At 64.0% G+C, this 17,495-nt stretch carries 15 protein-coding genes, 1 tRNA gene and 1 pseudogene; 8 read left to right on the top strand and 9 right to left on the bottom strand.

Translation table 11 applies throughout. The annotated features are described in order from the left end of the window. Positions 1 to 97 precede the first annotated feature (97 nt). Positions 98 to 538 carry a universal stress protein gene (locus CAG18_RS15085; protein ID WP_013971709.1) on the top strand — a complete coding sequence of 147 codons (441 nt, stop codon included), beginning with the start codon at positions 98 to 100 and terminating at the stop codon, positions 536 to 538. Positions 539 to 663: 125 nt separating this feature from the next. Here the strand turns inward: CAG18_RS15085 and CAG18_RS15080 are convergent, their stop codons facing one another. Next, positions 664 to 2,592, bottom strand: coding sequence for an ATP-binding cassette domain-containing protein (locus CAG18_RS15080; RefSeq protein ID WP_015269527.1), 1,929 nt, complete (start codon positions 2,590 to 2,592; stop codon positions 664 to 666). Positions 2,593 to 2,813: 221 nt separating this feature from the next. Between CAG18_RS15080 and CAG18_RS15075 the strand changes: the two genes are divergently transcribed. Further along, positions 2,814 to 4,739, top strand: a complete 1,926-nt coding sequence (locus tag CAG18_RS15075; RefSeq protein ID WP_015269526.1) for a transglycosylase SLT domain-containing protein — start codon at positions 2,814 to 2,816, stop codon at positions 4,737 to 4,739. 67 nt (positions 4,740 to 4,806) lie between these two features. Here the strand turns inward: CAG18_RS15075 and CAG18_RS15070 are convergent, their stop codons facing one another. Then, positions 4,807 to 5,610 carry an MOSC domain-containing protein gene (locus CAG18_RS15070; RefSeq protein ID WP_015269525.1) on the bottom strand — a complete coding sequence of 268 codons (804 nt, stop codon included), beginning with the start codon at positions 5,608 to 5,610 and terminating at the stop codon, positions 4,807 to 4,809. Between the two features lie 56 nt (positions 5,611 to 5,666). Further along, on the bottom strand, positions 5,667 to 6,602 hold the full coding sequence (locus CAG18_RS15065) for a chemotaxis protein CheV (protein WP_015269524.1): 936 nt from the start codon (positions 6,600 to 6,602) through the stop codon (positions 5,667 to 5,669). A 353-nt stretch (positions 6,603 to 6,955) separates the two neighbouring features. Here CAG18_RS15065 and CAG18_RS15060 point away from each other — a divergent pair, with 353 nt between their 5' ends. The 3 genes from CAG18_RS15060 to CAG18_RS15050 all read left to right on the top strand — a co-directional run bounded on the left by CAG18_RS15060 (position 6,956) and on the right by CAG18_RS15050 (position 9,386). After that, positions 6,956 to 7,465, top strand: coding sequence for a hypothetical protein (locus CAG18_RS15060; protein WP_054572733.1), 510 nt, complete (start codon positions 6,956 to 6,958; stop codon positions 7,463 to 7,465). Positions 7,466 to 7,840: 375 nt separating this feature from the next. Next, positions 7,841 to 8,737 (top strand): sensor histidine kinase, encoded by an 897-nt coding sequence (locus CAG18_RS15055; RefSeq protein ID WP_085721126.1) that lies wholly within the window; start codon positions 7,841 to 7,843, stop codon positions 8,735 to 8,737. Then, positions 8,727 to 9,386: a response regulator transcription factor gene (locus CAG18_RS15050; protein WP_015269521.1), complete on the top strand. Its 660-nt coding sequence runs from the start codon at positions 8,727 to 8,729 to the stop codon at positions 9,384 to 9,386. The genes CAG18_RS15055 and CAG18_RS15050 overlap by 11 nt, the downstream gene beginning before the upstream one ends. Here CAG18_RS15050 and yegS read toward each other — a convergent pair. Further along, positions 9,370 to 10,257 (bottom strand): lipid kinase YegS, encoded by an 888-nt coding sequence (yegS, locus tag CAG18_RS15045; protein WP_015269520.1) that lies wholly within the window; start codon positions 10,255 to 10,257, stop codon positions 9,370 to 9,372. The genes CAG18_RS15050 and yegS overlap by 17 nt on opposite strands. 406 nt (positions 10,258 to 10,663) lie before the next feature. On the opposite strand from yegS, the gene CAG18_RS15040 reads away from it, so the two are divergent. Then, positions 10,664 to 11,911 carry a glycosyltransferase family 4 protein gene (locus tag CAG18_RS15040; protein WP_015269519.1) on the top strand — a complete coding sequence of 416 codons (1,248 nt, stop codon included), beginning with the start codon at positions 10,664 to 10,666 and terminating at the stop codon, positions 11,909 to 11,911. On the opposite strand, the gene glp is transcribed toward CAG18_RS15040, so the two are convergent. Both glp and moaB read right to left on the bottom strand, forming a co-directional pair. Further along, positions 11,900 to 13,087, bottom strand: coding sequence for a gephyrin-like molybdotransferase Glp (gene glp, locus CAG18_RS15035; protein WP_085721163.1), 1,188 nt, complete (start codon positions 13,085 to 13,087; stop codon positions 11,900 to 11,902). The two genes, CAG18_RS15040 and glp, sit on opposite strands and share 12 nt — an antisense overlap. A gap of 22 nt (positions 13,088 to 13,109) precedes the next feature. Beyond that, positions 13,110 to 13,649, bottom strand: a complete 540-nt coding sequence (gene moaB, locus CAG18_RS15030) for a molybdenum cofactor biosynthesis protein B (RefSeq protein ID WP_085721125.1) — start codon at positions 13,647 to 13,649, stop codon at positions 13,110 to 13,112. 188 nt (positions 13,650 to 13,837) lie between these two features. Here moaB and CAG18_RS15025 point away from each other — a divergent pair, with 188 nt between their 5' ends. Further along, on the top strand, positions 13,838 to 14,059 hold the full coding sequence (locus tag CAG18_RS15025; protein ID WP_013971697.1) for a YgdI/YgdR family lipoprotein: 222 nt from the start codon (positions 13,838 to 13,840) through the stop codon (positions 14,057 to 14,059). Positions 14,060 to 14,139: 80 nt separating this feature from the next. Further along, a tRNA-Pro gene (locus tag CAG18_RS15020) sits at positions 14,140 to 14,216 on the top strand. A gap of 190 nt (positions 14,217 to 14,406) precedes the next feature. Here the strand turns inward: CAG18_RS15020 and mqo are convergent. From mqo to CAG18_RS27505, 3 genes and pseudogenes are all read right to left on the bottom strand, one after another. Then, entirely contained in the window at positions 14,407 to 15,981 is a 1,575-nt protein-coding gene (mqo, locus tag CAG18_RS15015) for a malate dehydrogenase (quinone) (protein ID WP_085721124.1), read from the bottom strand. 313 nt (positions 15,982 to 16,294) lie between these two features. Then, positions 16,295 to 16,999: a methyl-accepting chemotaxis protein gene (locus CAG18_RS27510; RefSeq protein WP_371807313.1), complete on the bottom strand. Its 705-nt coding sequence runs from the start codon at positions 16,997 to 16,999 to the stop codon at positions 16,295 to 16,297. Positions 17,000 to 17,227: 228 nt separating this feature from the next. Continuing rightward, positions 17,228 to 17,338 (bottom strand): annotated as a pseudogene (locus CAG18_RS27505) (hypothetical protein); the annotation flags it as partial. Between the last annotated feature and the right edge of the window lie 157 nt (positions 17,339 to 17,495).

The raw sequence follows: 17,495 nt of genomic DNA, 5'->3' as shown, positions 1-17,495 counted from the left end.
ATAAAACGTTGCAAATGAGCTGGTTAGCCATTTTTCACGGAAGACCCGCCCGAAAGCGACCATACTTCTTCTATCGCGATTGTCAGGAGTTCCGCTCATGTCCTACGAACATCTTCTGGTCGCCGTCGACCTGACCGAAGAATGCGACCCGGTGATCAAGCGCGCCATGGCGCTGGCCGCGCCGTCGAATGCCAAGGTTTCGCTGGTACACATCGTCGAGCCGATGGCCATGGCGTTCGGCGGCGACGTGCCGATGGACCTGTCGCAGCTGCAACAGCAGCAGTTCGACCAGGCCAAGGAACGCATGGACCGCCTGTTCAACAAATACCCGGACATCCACCGCGGCGACTCGCACCTGACCTATGGTCAGCCGCGCCAGGAAATCCACCAGTTGGCCAAGGACCAGAAGTGCGACCTGATCGTGGTTGGCAGCCATGGCCGGCATGGCCTGGCATTGCTGCTGGGCTCCACGGCCAATGACGTGCTGCATGGCGCGCCGTGCGATGTACTGGCGGTGCGATTGCAGAAGAAGGAATGATTCAACCTGTGCCGGCCCTTTCGCGGGTGAACCCGCTCCCACAGGTACTGCACCGCGCTCAACAGCGGTGCGGTCCTTGTGGGAGCGGGTTAACCCGCGAAGAGGCCGGGTCAGGCTAACGCCGATCAGCCTTCCAGCTCGGCCCAGCGCTCCACCAGCACATCCAGCTCACTCTGCAGCTTCTCGATCTTGGCCAGCACTGCCGAGGTTTCCGCAATCGGCCGCTGATAGAAGCCCGCCGCATTCACTTCTTCCTGGGCCTCGGCCATGCGCTGCTCCAGCTCGTCGATCTGCCCCGGCAGCATTTCCAGCTCACGTTGCAGCTTGTAGCTGAGCTTCTTCTTCGAACCATCGGCCACCACTGCAACCGGCGCAGGCGCCTGCTTGGCCTCTACCTTCTCCACCACCGCGCTGTTGAGCTCGGACTTGCCGCCCTTGCTCTCGGTCACGCCCAGCAGCTTCGGTGAGCCCCCTTGGCGAATCCAGTCCTCGTAACCACCGACGTATTCACGCACCTTGCCCTCGCCTTCGAACACCAGGGTGCTGGTGACGACGTTGTCGAGGAAGGCCCGGTCGTGGCTGACCATCAGCACGGTGCCCTTGTAGTTGGACAGCACCTCCTCGAGCAGCTCGAGGGTTTCCACGTCCAGGTCGTTGGTCGGCTCGTCAAGCACCAGCAGGTTGGCCGGCTTGCTGAACAGCTTGGCCAGCAACAGCCGTGCACGCTCGCCACCCGAGAGCGCCTTGACCGGCGTACGGGCGCGCTGAGGGCTGAACAGGAAATCGCCCAGGTAGCTCAGCACATGGCGGTTCTGGCCGTCGATCTCGATGAAGTCCCGGCCTTCGGCCAGGTTGTCGATAACGGTCTTTTCCAGGTCGAGCTGGTGGCGCATCTGGTCGAAATAGGCCACTTCCAGCTTGGTGCCGCGCTCGACCTTGCCTGCGGTCGGCTCCAGGTCACCGAGCATCAGCTTTAGCAACGTGGTCTTGCCGGTACCATTCGCGCCCAGCAGGCCGATGCGGTCCTCACGCTGCAGAACCATGGAGAAGTCCTTGACCAGCACAGGCCCTTCCGGGTGATGGAAGCTGACGTTCTCCAGCACCATTACCTGCTTGCCAGACTTTTCCGCCGCCTCGATCTGGATATTGGCCTTGCCCTGGCGCTCGCGGCGTTCGCTGCGCTCCACGCGCAGGGCCTTCAGTGCGCGTACGCGGCCTTCGTTGCGGGTACGGCGGGCCTTGATGCCCTGGCGAATCCATACCTCTTCCTGGGCCAGACGCTTGTCGAACAACGCGTTGGCGGTTTCCTCGGCGGCCAGTGCGGCCTCCTTGTGCACCAGGAAGCTGGCATAGTCGCCGTTCCAGTCGATCAGGCCGCCGCGGTCCAGTTCGAGGATGCGGGTGGCCAGGTTCTGCAGGAACGAACGGTCGTGGGTGATGAACAGTACCGCGCCATTGAAGCCGCGCAGGGCCTCTTCGAGCCAGGCGATGGCACCGATGTCCAGGTGGTTGGTCGGCTCGTCGAGCAGCAGCAGGTCGGGCTCCGACACCAGCGCCTGGGCCAGCAGCACGCGGCGGCGCCAGCCACCGGACAGTTCGGCCAGGGTCTTGTCGGCCGGCAGCTGCAGGCGGCTGAGAGTGCTTTCCACCACCTGCTGCAGGCGCCAGCCGTCACGGGCTTCCAGCTCGTGCTGGACGTGCATGAGTTTTTCCAGGTCTTCATCACCCTGGATGTTCAGGCTCAGGTGATGGAACTGCGCCAGCAGATCGCCCACACCATCCAGGCCTGCGGCCACCACGTCGAACACCGTGCGCTCGTCGGCCACCGGCAGCTCCTGCGGCAGCTCGCCGATCTTCAGGCCCGGGGCACGCCAGATTTCGCCGTCGTCGCCCTTCTGCTCGCCCTTGACCAGGCGCAGCATGCTCGACTTGCCGGTGCCGTTGCGGCCGATGATGCACACCCGCTCGCCACGAGCGATCTGCCAGGACACTTTGTCCAGCAGCGGCATGGCGCCGAATGCGAGGGACACATCGCTGAATTTGAGCAGGGTCATGTTGGTCTCCATAAATCGGGCGCGCATTCTACCTGACTTGGCCCCCGACGGCATCCGCCTGGCCATCCGGCAAGGGCTTTGCGACATCTGGTCGAACTTAATATCCCGATACAAGCACAGTGCTTTCACCCGCCGCTGGCAAACAGCTAAGCTAAGGCAATAGCTTCCAACAGTGCTGGCTCCGCCGTCACTTCCCCATGGTTCAACTGCCCGGACGTATCATGCGCAGCCGCCTGTTACATATTGCATCCTGCCTGCTGCTCACCGCCGCCACCTGCGCGGCGCAGGCCGCCGATCTTACCCTGCAACGCCAGTACTATGACGAGGCCAAGCGCGCGCTGGCCAAAGGCGACAAAGGCCCCTATCTGCGCTATGCCCAGGCCCTCAGCGACTACCCGCTGACGCCCTACCTGGCCTACGACGAACTCACCGCCCGCCTGAAAACCGCGAGCAACCAGGAAATCGAAGGTTTCCTTGCCAAGCATGGCGACCTGCCCCAGGCCAACTGGATGAAACTACGCTGGTTGCGCTGGCTGGCCGAACGCGGCGAATGGAACACTTTCGTCAAGTACTACGACCCCAAGCTCAACTTCACCGAACTGGACTGCCTCAACGGCCAGTACCAGCTCAGCCACGGCCTGCGCGCCGAGGGTTTTGCCACGGCCGACAAACTGTGGAACGTCGGCAAGTCGCAGCCGGCTACCTGCGACACACTGTTCGGCATGTGGGCGGCCGAGGGCCAACTGACCGAGGCCAAGCGCTGGCAACGCACCAAGCTGGCGGCCCAGGCGCGCAATTACGGCCTGGCCAACAACCTGGTCAAGACCCTGACCACCCTCGCGCCGCAGGGGCGCCTGCTGGTAGATGTGGCGCAGAAACCCGAGCTGCTCAACCAGCCGTCGCGCTTCACCCCGGCCAACGAAGCCATGTCCGACGTGGTCAGCCTCGGCCTGCGCCGCCTGGCCCGACAGGACCCGGAGCGGGCCATGGCGCTGCTCGACGACTACGCCCAGCGCATGCACTTTTCACGCGACGAGAAGGTGGCCATCGCCCGCGAAATCGGCCTGACCCTGGCGCGCCGCTACGACCCGCGCGCGCTCGACCTGATGACCCGTTACGACCCCGAGCTGCGTGACAACACCGTCAGCGAATGGCGCCTGCGCCTGCTGCTGCGCCTGGGCCGCTGGGAAGACGCCTACGAGCTGACCCGCCGCCTGCCCCAGGACCTGGCCAACAGCAGCCGCTGGAAGTACTGGCAGGCGCGCAGCCTGGAGCTGGCGCAACCGAACAACCCACAGATCCCGCTGCTGTACAAGACCGTGGCGCGCGAACGTGACTTCTACGGTTTCCTCGCTGCCGACCGGGCACAAACCCCTTACCAGCTGAACAACAAGCCGCTGGTGCTCAGCCCACAGCTGGTCAACAAGGTCCGCAACACCCCGGGCATCCGCCGTGCCCTGGAGTTCCACGCCCGTGGCCAGATCGTCGAAGGTCGCCGCGAGTGGTACCACGTCAGCCGCCACTTCAGCCGCGACGAAATGGTCGCCCAGGCGCGCCTGGGCTACGACCTGCGCTGGTACTTCCCGGCCATTCGCACCATCAGCCAGGCGCAGTACTGGGACGACCTGGACATCCGCTTCCCGATGGCCCACCGCGACACCCTGGTGCGCGAGGCCAAGGTCCGCGGCCTGCATTCGAGCTGGGTCTTCGCCATTACCCGCCAGGAAAGTGCGTTCATGGAGGATGCCCGTTCCCCGGTCGGTGCCAGCGGCCTGATGCAGTTGATGCCGGCCACGGCCAAGGAAACCGCGCGCAAGTTCAGTATCCCGCTGGCATCACCGGCGCAGGTGCTCAACCCGGACAAGAACATCCAGCTGGGTGCGGCCTACCTGAGCCAGGTGCACAGCCAGTTCAACGGCAACCGGGTGCTCGCGTCGGCAGCCTACAACGCCGGGCCTGGGCGTGTGCGGCAGTGGCTCAAAGGCGCCAAGCACCTGAGCTTCGATGTGTGGGTGGAGTCGATCCCGTTCGACGAAACGCGCCAGTATGTGCAGAACGTACTGTCGTATTCGGTGATCTACGGGCAGAAGCTGAACTCGCCGCAGCCGCTGGTGGATTGGCATGAGCGGTATTTCGATGACATGTGATTGCTACTGAGCCTGTGCCGGCCTCTTCGCGGGTTTACTCGCGAAGAGGCCGGCACAGGCAACACAGCTACTCCAGGATTTCGACCTGCATCCCTACCTCCAACCACCCGCTGCCATCCACCGCCAGGTTCTGCCCAAACAGCACATCCCCCTCCTTCTCACGGAAGGTCCTGAGCGTGGCCATCGGCTCGCGGTCCTCGCTGCGCTCGCCGGTAACCGGGTCGATGGTGGTAAAGATGCAGCGCACACTGGGCTTGAGCACGCGAAACTCCAAGCTGCCGATACGAATCCGCTTCCAGCCATCTTCGGCAAACGGTTCAGCCCCCTGCACCACCAGGTTGGGTCGAAAGCGAAGCACCTCCATGGGCCGGCCGATACGGCGATCGAGTTCTTTCAGCGATCCCTGGTTGATCAGCAACAACGGGAAACCGTCGGGGAACGCCGCCCGGTCACTGTTGAAGCCATAGCCATTGGGCAGGTAACGCGCGCGCTGCTCCGGGCAATACACCAGGCGCACGGCCTTGCCCAGCAACTGGCTGAGCCAGGCCGCCGCCGCGTCGCCCGCATCCGGCACACGCAAGGTATCGCGCCAGATGGTCACGCCGCGCAGGGCGTCATCGGCAGGTGGCACAGGTACCCACAAGGGAGTTTGCCCAGGTGCTTCCAGCAGCAACTGGCCGCTGTCATCGTCGCTTGCCTTGATCTGGCCTAGATGAGGCCAGGCGCGCTGGGTAAGGAAGTGTCCATTTTCTTCCTCCACCACCATCCAGCGCCGGTCACCCTGCAACCCCAGCAACCCAACCGCTGAAGCCTGCAGGCGTTGCGCCTGCCCGGACTTCACCGGGTACCGATACAGCTCACTGAGAAACATCCCTGCCGCCTCGCGTCATGCCAAAACGCCAAGCTTATACTCCGCAGGGGCCGGGATCACGCAGTAGCGGCATCCAGCAACAGGCGTTGCTTGACCACGTCGACCAGGCGATCGGGCTGGAACTTGGACAGGAAGTTGTCGCAGCCTACCTTCTTCACCATGGATTCGTTGAAACTGCCCGACAGCGAGGTGTGCAAAACCACGTACAGCTGGCGCAAACGGGCATCGCCACGGATCTCGGTGGTCAACCGGTAGCCGTCCATTTCCGGCATCTCGGCGTCGGTGAACACCATCAGCAGCTTCTCGCACACATCCTCACCAGCGTCGGCCCAGCCCTTGAGCATGCGCAGCGCCTTCAGACCATCACTGGCCACGTGCAGCTTCACACCCAGCTGGGACAGGGTGTCGCGCAATTGCGCCAGGGCCACGCTGGAATCGTCCACCAGCAGCACTTCGCGGCCGCGGGCCCGGGCCAGCACCGGATCGGCGAGTTTGTCGCCGGAAACCCGGGCGTTGTAGGGCACGATCTCGGCCAGCACCTTCTCCACGTCGATCACTTCCACCAGCTTGTCATCGACCTTGGTGATGGCCGTCAGGTAATGCTGGCGCCCGGCGCTGGACGGCGGCGGCATGATCGCCTCCCAGTTCATGTTGACGATACGGTCGACACCGCCCACCAGGAAAGCCTGCACCGAGCGGTTGTATTCGGTGACGATGATGGTGCTGTCCGGCCCCGGCTGCAGCGGGCGCATGCCGATCGCCTGGGACAGGTCGATCACCGGCAGGGTCTGGCCTCGCAGGTTGACCACACCGCAGACGAAAGCGTGGCGCTGGGGCATCAGGGTCAACTTGGGCAGCTGCAGCACTTCCTGCACCTTGAACACGTTGATCGCGAACAACTGGCGGCCAGCCAGGCGAAACATCAGGATTTCCAGGCGGTTCTCACCCACCAGTTGCGTGCGTTGGTCTACCGTGTCGAGAATGCCAGCCATTGGAAAGCCCCCAGGCTTGAGTCGAAAAAAAAAGTGAAATCATCCACCCTGTATCGGCGGCTTCACGCACACCTTGACCCTTGCGGGAAAATGCCGTGAAGGCAATTGATATCACTTTACCATCATGCTTTACTGCGGGAAGCGCGGGTCATTCAGCGGGACAGCAAAAGTTCCCCTCCTGAGGCCCTTATCAGGGAAACCCTTAGCTACAATCGGGTGCGACCTGATGTTCGCGATATCCTTTAGCCATTAATGTGACGCCATTCTCATTGCATGAATGGAGTCAGGCTTTTGCTAGCTATCGTTTTGGCGTGCCCGTCCCCTGAGCCAGCCCCACGCGCGGGGGCATCATGATGGACAGCGCCTTGTCGTTCGATAACGCCCTGCAGGGGTTCCTGCTGGATGCGCAGGTACTGCTGACCCAGGCCCAGGAATGCCTGCAGCATCTGGAACTGATCGACAACGACCCGGATGCTTGCCACTGCCTGGAAAATGCCCTCGACAACCTCGCTCGACAGGCCGCACATCTGGGCCTGCGCGAAGTCGCCCATTACACCACCGCCCTGCAGCAATTGCTGGCACCGGCCTGCCAGGTCGGTTGCCTGCAGCGCGAAGCCCTGCCCGCGGTAGGGGCCTGCCTGACCTTGCTGGCCTGGCAGTTGGAACTGGTAGACCCTTGCACCGGACGGCTTAACCTGGACATCGGCGAGCAGTTGGTGCTGCTGGGTGAACTGGCCAAGGTCTTGCAGCAAACGTTTGCACAACCTTGCACACCCTGCGACGAGCAAGGCAGCGTGTGCATTCACCCGCATTCCGAGACGGCAGGCAGCACGCACTCCGGCCGCTCATCTGCCACCTATTGAACTGGCGCAAAATGCAGCCGGGCACGTTTATTCAGGCCCATCCTGGCCGAACCTGGAACATTCTCGAGGTTTTTCAGGTTGCGGGGTGCCAAGTTGAATCAACAGCGCACAAGTTCGATGGCAAGTGCATATTGCGCGATCAAGCAAAGCGGCACTTTGCCACCCTCCCGCACCCGCCCCGTCGGCGTTCCATGGCGTTAGCCGACCGCGACCGATGCACTGCGAAGTGGTAATATGCGCCCCCACAAACGCTTGCGGCCTGCAGCAAGGTCGCAAGATCACGTGTTTGAAAGAAAACGGCAAGTACTGCTCCAAAGCCTCTGACATGGATTGTGCAAGGCCTCCATCAGCAATACTTCAGTGGCTTCCCTACCTATGCTTCCACGCTTGAAGACTTATTTGCTGTGCTGCTCCCGTACTACCCTGCTGCGCTGGGCGACTGTCGGGCTGTGCATTGCCTCGCTGGTCGCCAACCTGTTGCTGTACCTGGCCGATCAGGTGATTCCGGCCAGCCTGCTGGTGCTGCAACTGGCCGCCACACTGGGCGCTACCGTGCACCTGGCCCTTGGTGCCAAGTCGATCAGCCTGCGCCCGGCGGAACTGGCCGAGCGCATGCTCAAAGTCCAGGAAGGCGAGCGCCAGCACCTGAGCCGGGAACTGCACGACGACATCGGCCAGTTGCTCACCGCCGCCAAGCTGCAGCTGCAGTGGCTGCAGAAGCGCATGCCCGACGAGCTGCAAGGCCACTGCGACGCGCTGCGCAGCACGCTGGATGACACCTTGGGCAACGTGCGCGATGTCTCCGCCCTGCTCAACCCGCGGCAGTTGGCCAGCCTGGGCCTGGAAGCCAGCCTGCGCGCACACCTGGTGCGCACCCTGGGCAACAGCGGCGTTCACTGGAGCCTGGCATGCAACCAGCGCTTGGGGGGCATCGACGAGGCCGTGGCCATGGCGGTGTTCCGCATTACCCAGGAAGCCGTGACCAACATGCTGCGCCACGCCCAGGCACGCAATCTGGTCATCCGCCTGCAGCGCACCCCCGAGGGGTTGGCGCTGTCAATCCAAGACGATGGCCGCGGCTTCGTGCCCGCCAGGCAACCGGCCGAAGCAGGCCAGCGGGGCTTGGCCGGTATGCAGGAGCGGGTAACCGCGTTGCAGGGCAGCCTGGACATCACCAGCCAGCTCGGCCTGGGCACGCACATCGAGGCGATGTTCCCATGGCCACCGCGCACCCAGCAACGCGCCAGGAGCACTGCAACCCATGACCTGTAGACTGCTGCTGGTAGACGACCACTCGCTGATTCGCGCTGGTGTGCGCGCACTGGTGTGCGACATCCCCGGCTATGACGTGATCGGTGAAGCCGACGACGGCAGCCAGTTGCTCGAACAGGTGCGCACGCTGGCGCCGGACATCGTCTTGCTGGACATCTCCATGCGCTCGACCAGCGGCCTGGACGCCCTCACCCAACTGCGCGCCAGCGGCAGCACCTGCAAGGTGTTGATCCTGTCGATGCACACCGACCCGGACCTGATCATGCGGGCACTGGAGAGTGGCGCCCACGGCTACCTGCTCAAGGACACCAGCGCCACCGAGCTGGAACAGGCCCTGACCGCGGTGCGCAACGGCGAGCGCTACCTCAGCCCAGCCGTCGCCCATACGGTCATCAACCAGGCGCTGCAGCACACCAGGCAGGGCAAGCTACCAGCTGGCGAGCGGCATAATCTCACGGCGCGACAGCTGGAGATCCTGCGCCTGATCGTGCGTGGCAAGTCCACCCGGGAAATCGCCACCGGCCTGGGCCTGTCGATCAAGACAGTGGAAACCCACCGCTCGCAAGTCATGAAACGCCTGCAAATCCATGACGTGGCCGGCCTGGTGCTGTTCGCCGTGCGCGAGAAAATCATCAGCCTGGACGACTGAGCAACGGAGATCCCTCCGGCAGGTGTAGCCGCAGTGCAGCGGGTTTGGCCTGGAAGCGTAACTTTTCGGCCTGCACTGGCTCGCCATCAAGGTTGATGTCCAGCCCCTGCGAGCACTTGATCTCCACCCAGGGCAACCTGGCCCTGACGAACAGACCGTTACCGGCCAACAGCTCACGCAACGTCCCGACCATCTCCTGAGGTGCCGGCAGGATGGCGATATCGAGCAAGCCGTCGTTCACCAGGGCCTCGGGGCACAGCACTTGCCCACCCCCGGCCTGGCGGCCATTGCCGATCCCCAGCGCCAGCAGGTCACCCTGCCAGTCGAAGCCTGGCCCTTGCAGCTCTACCGAGGCGGCCTGCAGTTCGCTAAAGCGCGACAACCCGGTGAACAGGTAGGCGGCCGCGCCCAGTACTTTCTTCAGGTCTTCGGAGGTATTGGCCGTGACCTGGCTGCCAAAACCGCCCGTGGCCATGTTGAGGAACAGCTGGTCGCCGGCCTGGCCCAGGTCTATCGGCCGTGCGGGTATGTTCAGCAAGGCCAGGGCCGTGGCAGGCTCCAGGGGTATGCCGGCGGCCTTGGCAAAATCGTTGGCCGTGCCCAGCGGCAACAACGCCAGGCTGGCCTTGGTACCTGCCAGCCCCATGGCCTCGGCGACATCACGCAGCGTGCCATCCCCGCCTCCGGCGACGATGTGGTCGTAGCCGGCGGCCAGCGCCTCGGTGACCAGGCGCTGGGCGTCACCGGCCTCCCAGGTGACCCGCACATCCAGGACCCAGCCGCTGTCGCGCAGGTCATGCACGGCGCTGCGCAAGTCTTCGTTCATCGCCTGCTTGCCATGCAGGATCAGCATTGCCTTGCCCGCTCGCATGTTGTGCGCCTCCGTGAAGTGATCAACCCAGATCTCGACCCTCCGCAATCGCAGATCGTTGCATGCGCCCCAAAAAAATAGCAGGCCAGCGCGATCAATTTTTGTGGGAGCGGCCTTGTGTCGCGATAGGGCCGCAGAGCGGCCCCGGCAATCTCCGCAGCGAAGCTGAAAATGTGGGGCCGCTTCGCGCCCCTATCGCGACACAAGGCCGCTCCCACAAAATTGACCGTGTGGGCCGGACGTCAACCGACAAGCGTTGGCCAGTCTTTTCCCACACGCCTGGCAATGCACGGCTATGCTCAGCAGATACACCTTATTGCCACGGACGCGCCCCCGGCAGTGGTTCTACCACTGCTGCCCACGGGCGCGTCTTGCTATCCGCAGCCTTTAGCGAGGATTTCGGGTCATGCGCATTCTCTGGACACTGCCGTACCTGCCCTGGCCAACCACCAGCGGCAGCAAGACCCGGCAATACCACCTGATACGCGCACTGGCACAGCGGGGCCACCGGATTACCCTGCTGGTGCAATCGAAGATCCCCCTCGACGATGCCGCCCGCGAGGCCCTGGAACCGCTGCTCGAGCGCCTGATCGTGCTGCCCCGACGGCCCCTGCACAGCCCGCTCAACCTGCTGGCCTCGCCGATTATCGCTTACCCCATGCGCGCAATTATCAATGGTCTGGCCCCTTGCCTGCGGCACCGCTTCGAGCAATTGCTGGACGAGCCCTGGGACGTGATCCAGATCGAGCACAGCTACAGTTTCCAGCCCTTCGAAAAAGCCCTGCAGGCACGCGGGCTGCCGTACATGCTTAGCGAGCACACCCTGGAATCAGTGATGGGGGGCGCCAACCACGATCGCCTGCCGCTATGGTTACGCCCGCTCAACGCCTTCGACCGCTGGCGTTATCGACGCTGGGAACAGCGGGTATTGCACCAACCCACCGAACTGGTGGCAGTCAGCGCCCACGATGCCGAATTGATCGCACAGATCAGCGGGCGCCCGGTGAACGTGGTGGTCAATGGCGTGGACTGTGATTTCTACCAGCATGTGCAACCCGCGCTGCACAGCCAGCGCCTGCTGTTCGTTGGCAACTTCGAGTATGGTGCCAACCTGGAGGCCATCGAATGGGCGCTGGAAGACATCATGCCGCAGGTCTGGATGAGCAACCCGGCGGTGCGCCTGGCGATAGCCGGGCATGCCATGCCGGCCAGCTGGAAACTGCACTGGAACGACCCGCGCATCGAATGGTTCGGCTACCGCCCCGACCTGCGTGAACTGCAGCGGCGCTCGGCACTGTTCTTCGCACCACTGCGCTATGCCGGTGGCTCCAAGGTGAAAATCCTCGAAGCGATGGCCGCCGGCTTGCCGGTAATCACCACCGGCAAGGGCGTTTCAGGCCTGGCCGCGAACAACGGTGAGCACTACCTGGGCAGTGAGGATGGCGACCAGTTGGCGCTGCTGATCACCCAGTTGCTCAACCAGCCCTGGCGCATGAGCCAGTTGAGCGACGCCGGGCGCCAGTTTGCCCGCCAGCGCCACGACTGGAGCGTGGCCGCCCAGCAACTGGAGAACGTGCACATGCGCCTGGCCCTGGCGGCACCGGTCGAGGCCGCGCCGCTGGCCAGTGCCTGGCTGGGCCGTTCAGCCAAGTAGTTCGCTGAAGGGAATGAAGGGCACGCTGTCACCCTGCTTCGGTGTACTGCCTTCACGCACTTCTACCAGCCCCTCGGCCCAGGCCGCACTGCGCAGTACGCCCGAACTCTGGTTCTTGTAGATGCGCACTTGGCCTTGCTCGATGCGGGCACGCAGGTACTCGCGGCGCGTGCCGGCCTTGGGCCAGTCAAAGCCGGCCGGCATGTCGAAGCGCAACGGCGTAACATCGGTCACGCCCTGACGCCGCAACAAGTACGGCCGGGTGAGCAGGCCGAAGGTGACCAGGGTCGAGGCCGGGTTACCCGGCAGGCCGATTACCGGCACGCCTTGGAAGTGGCCGAAGGTCAGCGGCTTGCCCGGCTTGATCGCCAGCTTCCACAAGGCCAGCTCGCCGGCTTCGCGCAGGGCGGCACCGAGGTAGTCGGCCTCACCCACCGAGACACCGCCGGTTGACAGGATCAGGTCGACATCGCCCAGTTCGACCAGGCAGGTGCGGGTGCGTGCCAGGTCATCCGGCAGGATGCCCGCATCGACCACCTCGCAGCCCAGCCGCTGCAACCAGCTGACCAGCAGTCGGCGGTTACTGTTATAGATCTGCCCCGGCCCCAGCGGCAGGCCAGGTTCGACCAGTTCGTCACCGGTGGACAACACCGCCACCCGTACCTTGCGCACCACATCCAGCCGGCCGTGGCCCAAGGTCGCGGCCAGGCCCAGCTCGATCGGCCCCAGCCGGGTGCCGGCGCTCATCACCTGTTCGCCCTTGCGGGTTTCCTGGCCCTGGGGACGAATGTTCTGCCCGGTCTTCAGCGCTTCGAGAAAGCGTACCCGCCCATCCTCCGCCACTTCGGTGTTTTCCTGCATCTCGACGCAGTCGGCACCTTCGGGCAGCGGTGCCCCGGTGAAGATGCGTGCGCAGGTACCCGGCTGCAGCGGCTGCGGTGGATGGCCGGCGAAAATCCGCTGGCTGACCGGCAGTGGTTCGCCCTGCCAGTCGGCCAGGCGCAGGGCGTAACCGTCCATGGCGCTGTTCGGCCAAGGCGGCAGGTCGAGCGAGGCCACCAGGTGGGTAGCCAGCACACGGCCTTCGGCCTCGGCCAGTGGCAGGTTCTCGGTGTCACGGATCGGTGCCGCTTCGGCCAATGCCAGCAACTGCTCCAAGGCCTGCTCTACCGGCATCAGCGGCCGGGCCTGGGTAACCTCAGCCACGGCTGTCGCAGGCCGCTGCCTGCTTCAGGTGCGGCACGAAGTTGCACGGGCGATGACGGGCGTCCAGCTGCTCGGCGAGGATACCGTCCCAACCGGTGCGCACCGCGTTGGTCGAACCTGGCAGGCAGCACACCAGGGTACCGTTGGCCAGCCCGGCCAGGGCGCGCGACTGAACGGTGGAGGTGCCGATGTCGGCCACGGAAATCTGCCGGAACAGCTCACCAAAGCCTTCTACCTGCTTGTCAAGCAGGCAGGCCACGGCCTCGGGCGTGCTGTCGCGGCCGGTAAAGCCGGTGCCGCCGGTGATCAGCACCACCTGCACGCTGTCATCGGCAATCCAGGTGGCGACCTGGGCGCGAATCTTGTACAGGTCGTCTTTCAGCAGCACGCGCTCGGCCAGGCGATGGCCAGCCGCGCCCAGGCGGTCGACGAACATCTGGCCGGAGGTATCGGTGTCGAAGGTGCGGGTGTCGCTGACTGTGAGCACGGCGATGTTCAGCGGCACGAAGGGGGTATCTGCCTTGGCTTTCATGGGGGTCCGTCACAAGAAGATGGGATGGCCGCAGTTATAACACAGCACGCGCCCATCACAGCTTGGCGCCCGTGGCCCTTGCCCTCGATCAATGCCACAGGTTTGCCGCTATGCTGCACTGTAGACGGAACTTGCGTGGACGCCCTGCGTCTTAATGTCATCTAGCACCATCGCACTGGAGAAACACGATGATTCAACGGACCCTACCCGCCTTCCTGCTCGCCCTGGGCCTGGGCGCCCTCGCTGGCTGCGCATCGCCAACCGTCATTACCCTGAACGACGGTCGCGAAATTCAGGCCACCGACACACCGAAGTACGATGAAGACTCGGGCTTCTACGAATTCGAGCAGCTGGACGGCAAGCGCACGCGCCTGAACAAGGACCAGATCCGCACCGTCAAAGAGCTCTGATCGCAGCCTGTTTTTTGCAAAGGCCCTTTTAACAACAAGGGCTTGCGTGCAAAAAAAGTATGCAGTAGGATTTCCTTCATCGGAGTGTAGCGCAGCCAGGTAGCGCGTCTCGTTCGGGACGAGAAGGCCGCAGGTTCGAATCCTGTCTCTCCGACCAAATCCTCGTCAAAAAGCCCGCCTTGTGCGGGCTTTTTGTTGTGCCTTGACAAGTCCCTGTAGGAGCGGCCTTGTGTCGCGATGGGCCGCAAAGCGGCCCCAGATTCCGGCACCGCTGCACATATCGCCGGGGCTGCTTCGCAGCCCTCTCGCGACACAAGGCCGCTCCTACAAAGGGCTGCGTCAACCGGTCATAACGCTTGCTCGGCCTCCACCGGCACATACAGCAACTGCAGGCGTTCACTGCTCCATGCCCGGGTCTGGTTGGTCAGCGCCAGGTTGTTGTTCAGCTTTTGCCCATAGCTCGGTACGATTTCCTTGAGCCTGGCCTGCCAGGCTGGCGACTGGATACGGTCCTTGAAGGTCTTTTCCAGCACGGTCAGCATGATCGGAGCCGCTGTCGAGGCACCCGGCGAAGCTCCCAGCAACGCAGCGATGCTGCCGTCCTGCGCCGCCACCACTTCAGTACCGAACTGAAGCACACCGCCCAGGACCGGGTCCTTCTTGATCACCTGCACCCGCTGGCCGGCCTGCAGCAACTTCCAGTCTTCGTTCTTGGCGTTGGGGAAGTACTCGCGCAGCGCGTTCATGCGGTCATCGAAACTGAGCATCAGCTGCCCCATCAGGTAGGTGCTGAGGTCGATGTTGTCGATACCGGCATTGACCATCGGCAGCACGTTGTGGCTGTTCAGCGAAGCGAACATGTCCAGCAGCGAGCCGTGCTTGAGGTACTTGGTGGAGAAGGTGGCGAACGGGCCGAACAGCAGCACCTGCTTGCCATCGATCATCCGCGTGTCCAGGTGCGGTACCGACATCGGCGGCGCGCCAACCGAGGCCTTGCCGTACAGCTTGGCCTGGTGGCGGGCGACCAGGTCGGGGTTATCGGTCATCAGGAACTGTCCACCAACCGGGAAGCCGGCATAGCCTTCGGCTTCAGGGATGCCCGACTCCTGCAGCAGCTTCAGCGCGCCACCACCGGCACCAATGAACACGAAGCGGGCGTTGACGGCCTTTTCCTCGCCGCCGTTGGCCAGATCGGCCACCCGCACATGCCAGGTGCCGTCGTCGTTGCGCACGATGTCACGCACCTCATGGCGCAGGTTCAGCGACACATTGGGGTTGCGGGTCATCGCGGCGAACAACTGGCGGGTGATTTCGCCAAAGTTCACGTCGGTACCGATGGCCATGCGCGTGGCGGCGACCTTCTGCCCCGGGTCACGGCCCTCCATCACCAGCGGCGCCCACTTGCGGATCTGCTCGTGGTCTTCGGAGATTTCCATGCCGCGGAACAGCGAGCTGTGCTGCAGGGCGTCGACGCGCTTGTGCAGGAAGGCGACGTTGTCGTCACCCCAGACAAAACTCATGTGCGGCACGTTGTTGATGAACGACTTCGGGTTGCTCAGCACGCCCTGCTCGACCTGGTAGGCCCAGAACTGCTTGGACACCTCGAACTGCTCGTTGACCCCCACGGCCTTGCTGATATCGATATTGCCGTCCTTGCCCACACTGGTGTAGTTCAACTCGCAGAACGCGGAGTGACCGGTCCCGGCGTTGTTCCAGGCATTGGAGCTTTCTTCGGCCACCTGGTCCAGGCGCTCGTAGACGTCGATCTTCCAGGAGGGCTCCAGCTCGGTGAGGTAGGTACCCAGGCTGGCACTCATGATGCCACCGCCGATCAGCAGCACGTCGACGGTCTTTTCCGGTTCCGCGGGTTTGGAGCAGCCGATGACGCCCAGGCAGAGGAACGTCAGCAGGAATTTCTTCATTGATGTTATCCAGTTGTTGTGTACACGCGCGCCGCCTTGAGCAGGGAACGTGCCAACTGGGTCTGGAGCAGTGAATACAGGGGGCGGGCGACGGGGTAGATGGCGACAATCCGCCAGGGGGGCCGGATGCACTGCAATGAAATGGCGGATTTCCCCGCCTTGCGCTGCCCTTGTAGGAGCGGCCTTGTGTCGCGATGGGCTGCAAAGCAGCCCCCTGCGATATCAGCACTGTTGCCGAGACATTGGGGCCGCCTTGCGGCCCATCGCGACACAAGGCCGCTCCTACAGGGACCGCGTCAGGCATGACAGGGCGTCAGGCGCTGAGGCGGGAGGTGACTTCACCCAGCTGCCCCGACAACCCATGCAGGCGCTGCCCCGCCTGTTCGGTATGCTGCACCGCTTGCTGGTTTGCCGTGGCGATGCGGGTGATTTCGATCAGGTTGCAGGAGATGTCCTCGGCGACGCTGGTCTGTTCTTCGGCCGCCGTGGCGATCTGCCGGTTCATGTCGCGGATCGCTTCCACTGCCAGGGTGATGCGCTGCAGCATCTGCCCGGCCTGCTGCACCTGCTCGGCACCCTCCTCGCTGCGCTGCTGGCCGCTTTCGATGGCCTTGACCGCCTCCAACGCCCCCGACTGCACCGCCTCGATGATCTGGTGGATCTCGGCGATCGACGCCGCCGTGCGCTGGGCCAGGCTGCGCACTTCATCGGCGACGACCGCAAAACCTCGCCCGGCCTCGCCGGCACGGGCCGCTTCGATGGCCGCGTTGAGCGCCAGCAGGTTGGTCTGCTCGGCAATGCCGCGGATCACTTCAAGGACTTTGCCAATGCGCGCGCTGTCATGCTCCAGGTCGCGAATCACCGCCGCCGTGCCGGCAATTTCGCGGTTGACCGCGCCGATGATGTCGATGGTCTGCTGCATCACCTGCTCGCCCGCCTGGGCACTGTGATCGGCATCGTCCGCCGCGCGGGCGGCCTCGGCGGCGTGGCGGGCGACCTCCTGGGCAGTAGCGGACATCTCGTGCATGGCCGTGGCCACCTGGTCGGTGCGCTGGAACTGGTCGTGGGTACCACGGGCCATGTCGCCGGCGATGCTGCGCAGCTGGCCGCTGGCACCTTCCAGTTCCTGGGCGTTGTCATGCAGCCGGCCGACCGTGTCGGCGAGGAAATCGCGCAGGGTGTTGGCGGCCCGCGCCAGACGGCCCAGTTCGTCCTCACGCCGGCTGTCTACCCGGGCGGCAAAGCGGCCCTGGCTCAGCTGCGCGACATACTCGATCAACTGGCGGATCGGCTCGATCAGGCTGCGGTTGACCAGCCACAGGCTGAGCAGCCCCACCGACACGGCCGAGGCCAGCATCACCAGCAGGCCCAGCCATACCGTGCGCTCGGCACCGGCACTCAGCCTGGCGGCGTGCTGACGAGCTTCGGCACGCAGTTGCTCGACCAGTTCGCTCATCTGCTCGCTGACGGCGCGGTCCACGCCCTTGACCGCCAGATCGCCGGCCACCGGGTCG

The sequence above is a fragment of the Pseudomonas sp. B22(2017) genome, from assembly GCF_002113105.1.
Classification (GTDB): Bacteria; Pseudomonadota; Gammaproteobacteria; order Pseudomonadales; family Pseudomonadaceae; genus Aquipseudomonas; species Aquipseudomonas asiatica.
Note: the sequence above shows the minus strand (reverse complement) of the source record. Positions and strands in the feature narration are given on the sequence as shown.

Coding starts and splice junctions, on each gene's coding strand:
- yegS (WP_015269520.1), bottom strand. CDS start 10,257: ATGCGAGCGGGCAAGGCAATGCTGATCCTGCATGGCAAGCAGGCGATG.
- CAG18_RS15050 (WP_015269521.1), top strand. CDS start 8,727: ATGACCTGTAGACTGCTGCTGGTAGACGACCACTCGCTGATTCGCGCT.
- CAG18_RS15065 (WP_015269524.1), bottom strand. CDS start 6,602: ATGGCTGGCATTCTCGACACGGTAGACCAACGCACGCAACTGGTGGGT.
- moaB (WP_085721125.1), bottom strand. CDS start 13,649: ATGAAAGCCAAGGCAGATACCCCCTTCGTGCCGCTGAACATCGCCGTG.
- glp (WP_085721163.1), bottom strand. CDS start 13,087: ATGCCGGTAGAGCAGGCCTTGGAGCAGTTGCTGGCATTGGCCGAAGCG.
- CAG18_RS15060 (WP_054572733.1), top strand. CDS start 6,956: ATGGACAGCGCCTTGTCGTTCGATAACGCCCTGCAGGGGTTCCTGCTG.
- CAG18_RS15070 (WP_015269525.1), bottom strand. CDS start 5,610: ATGTTTCTCAGTGAGCTGTATCGGTACCCGGTGAAGTCCGGGCAGGCG.
- CAG18_RS15075 (WP_015269526.1), top strand. CDS start 2,814: ATGCGCAGCCGCCTGTTACATATTGCATCCTGCCTGCTGCTCACCGCC.
- mqo (WP_085721124.1), bottom strand. CDS start 15,981: ATGAAGAAATTCCTGCTGACGTTCCTCTGCCTGGGCGTCATCGGCTGC.
- CAG18_RS15025 (WP_013971697.1), top strand. CDS start 13,838: ATGATTCAACGGACCCTACCCGCCTTCCTGCTCGCCCTGGGCCTGGGC.
- CAG18_RS15080 (WP_015269527.1), bottom strand. CDS start 2,592: ATGACCCTGCTCAAATTCAGCGATGTGTCCCTCGCATTCGGCGCCATG.
- CAG18_RS27510 (WP_371807313.1), bottom strand. CDS start 16,999: ATGTCCGCTACTGCCCAGGAGGTCGCCCGCCACGCCGCCGAGGCCGCC.
- CAG18_RS15055 (WP_085721126.1), top strand. CDS start 7,841: ATGCTTCCACGCTTGAAGACTTATTTGCTGTGCTGCTCCCGTACTACC.
- CAG18_RS15085 (WP_013971709.1), top strand. CDS start 98: ATGTCCTACGAACATCTTCTGGTCGCCGTCGACCTGACCGAAGAATGC.
- CAG18_RS15040 (WP_015269519.1), top strand. CDS start 10,664: ATGCGCATTCTCTGGACACTGCCGTACCTGCCCTGGCCAACCACCAGC.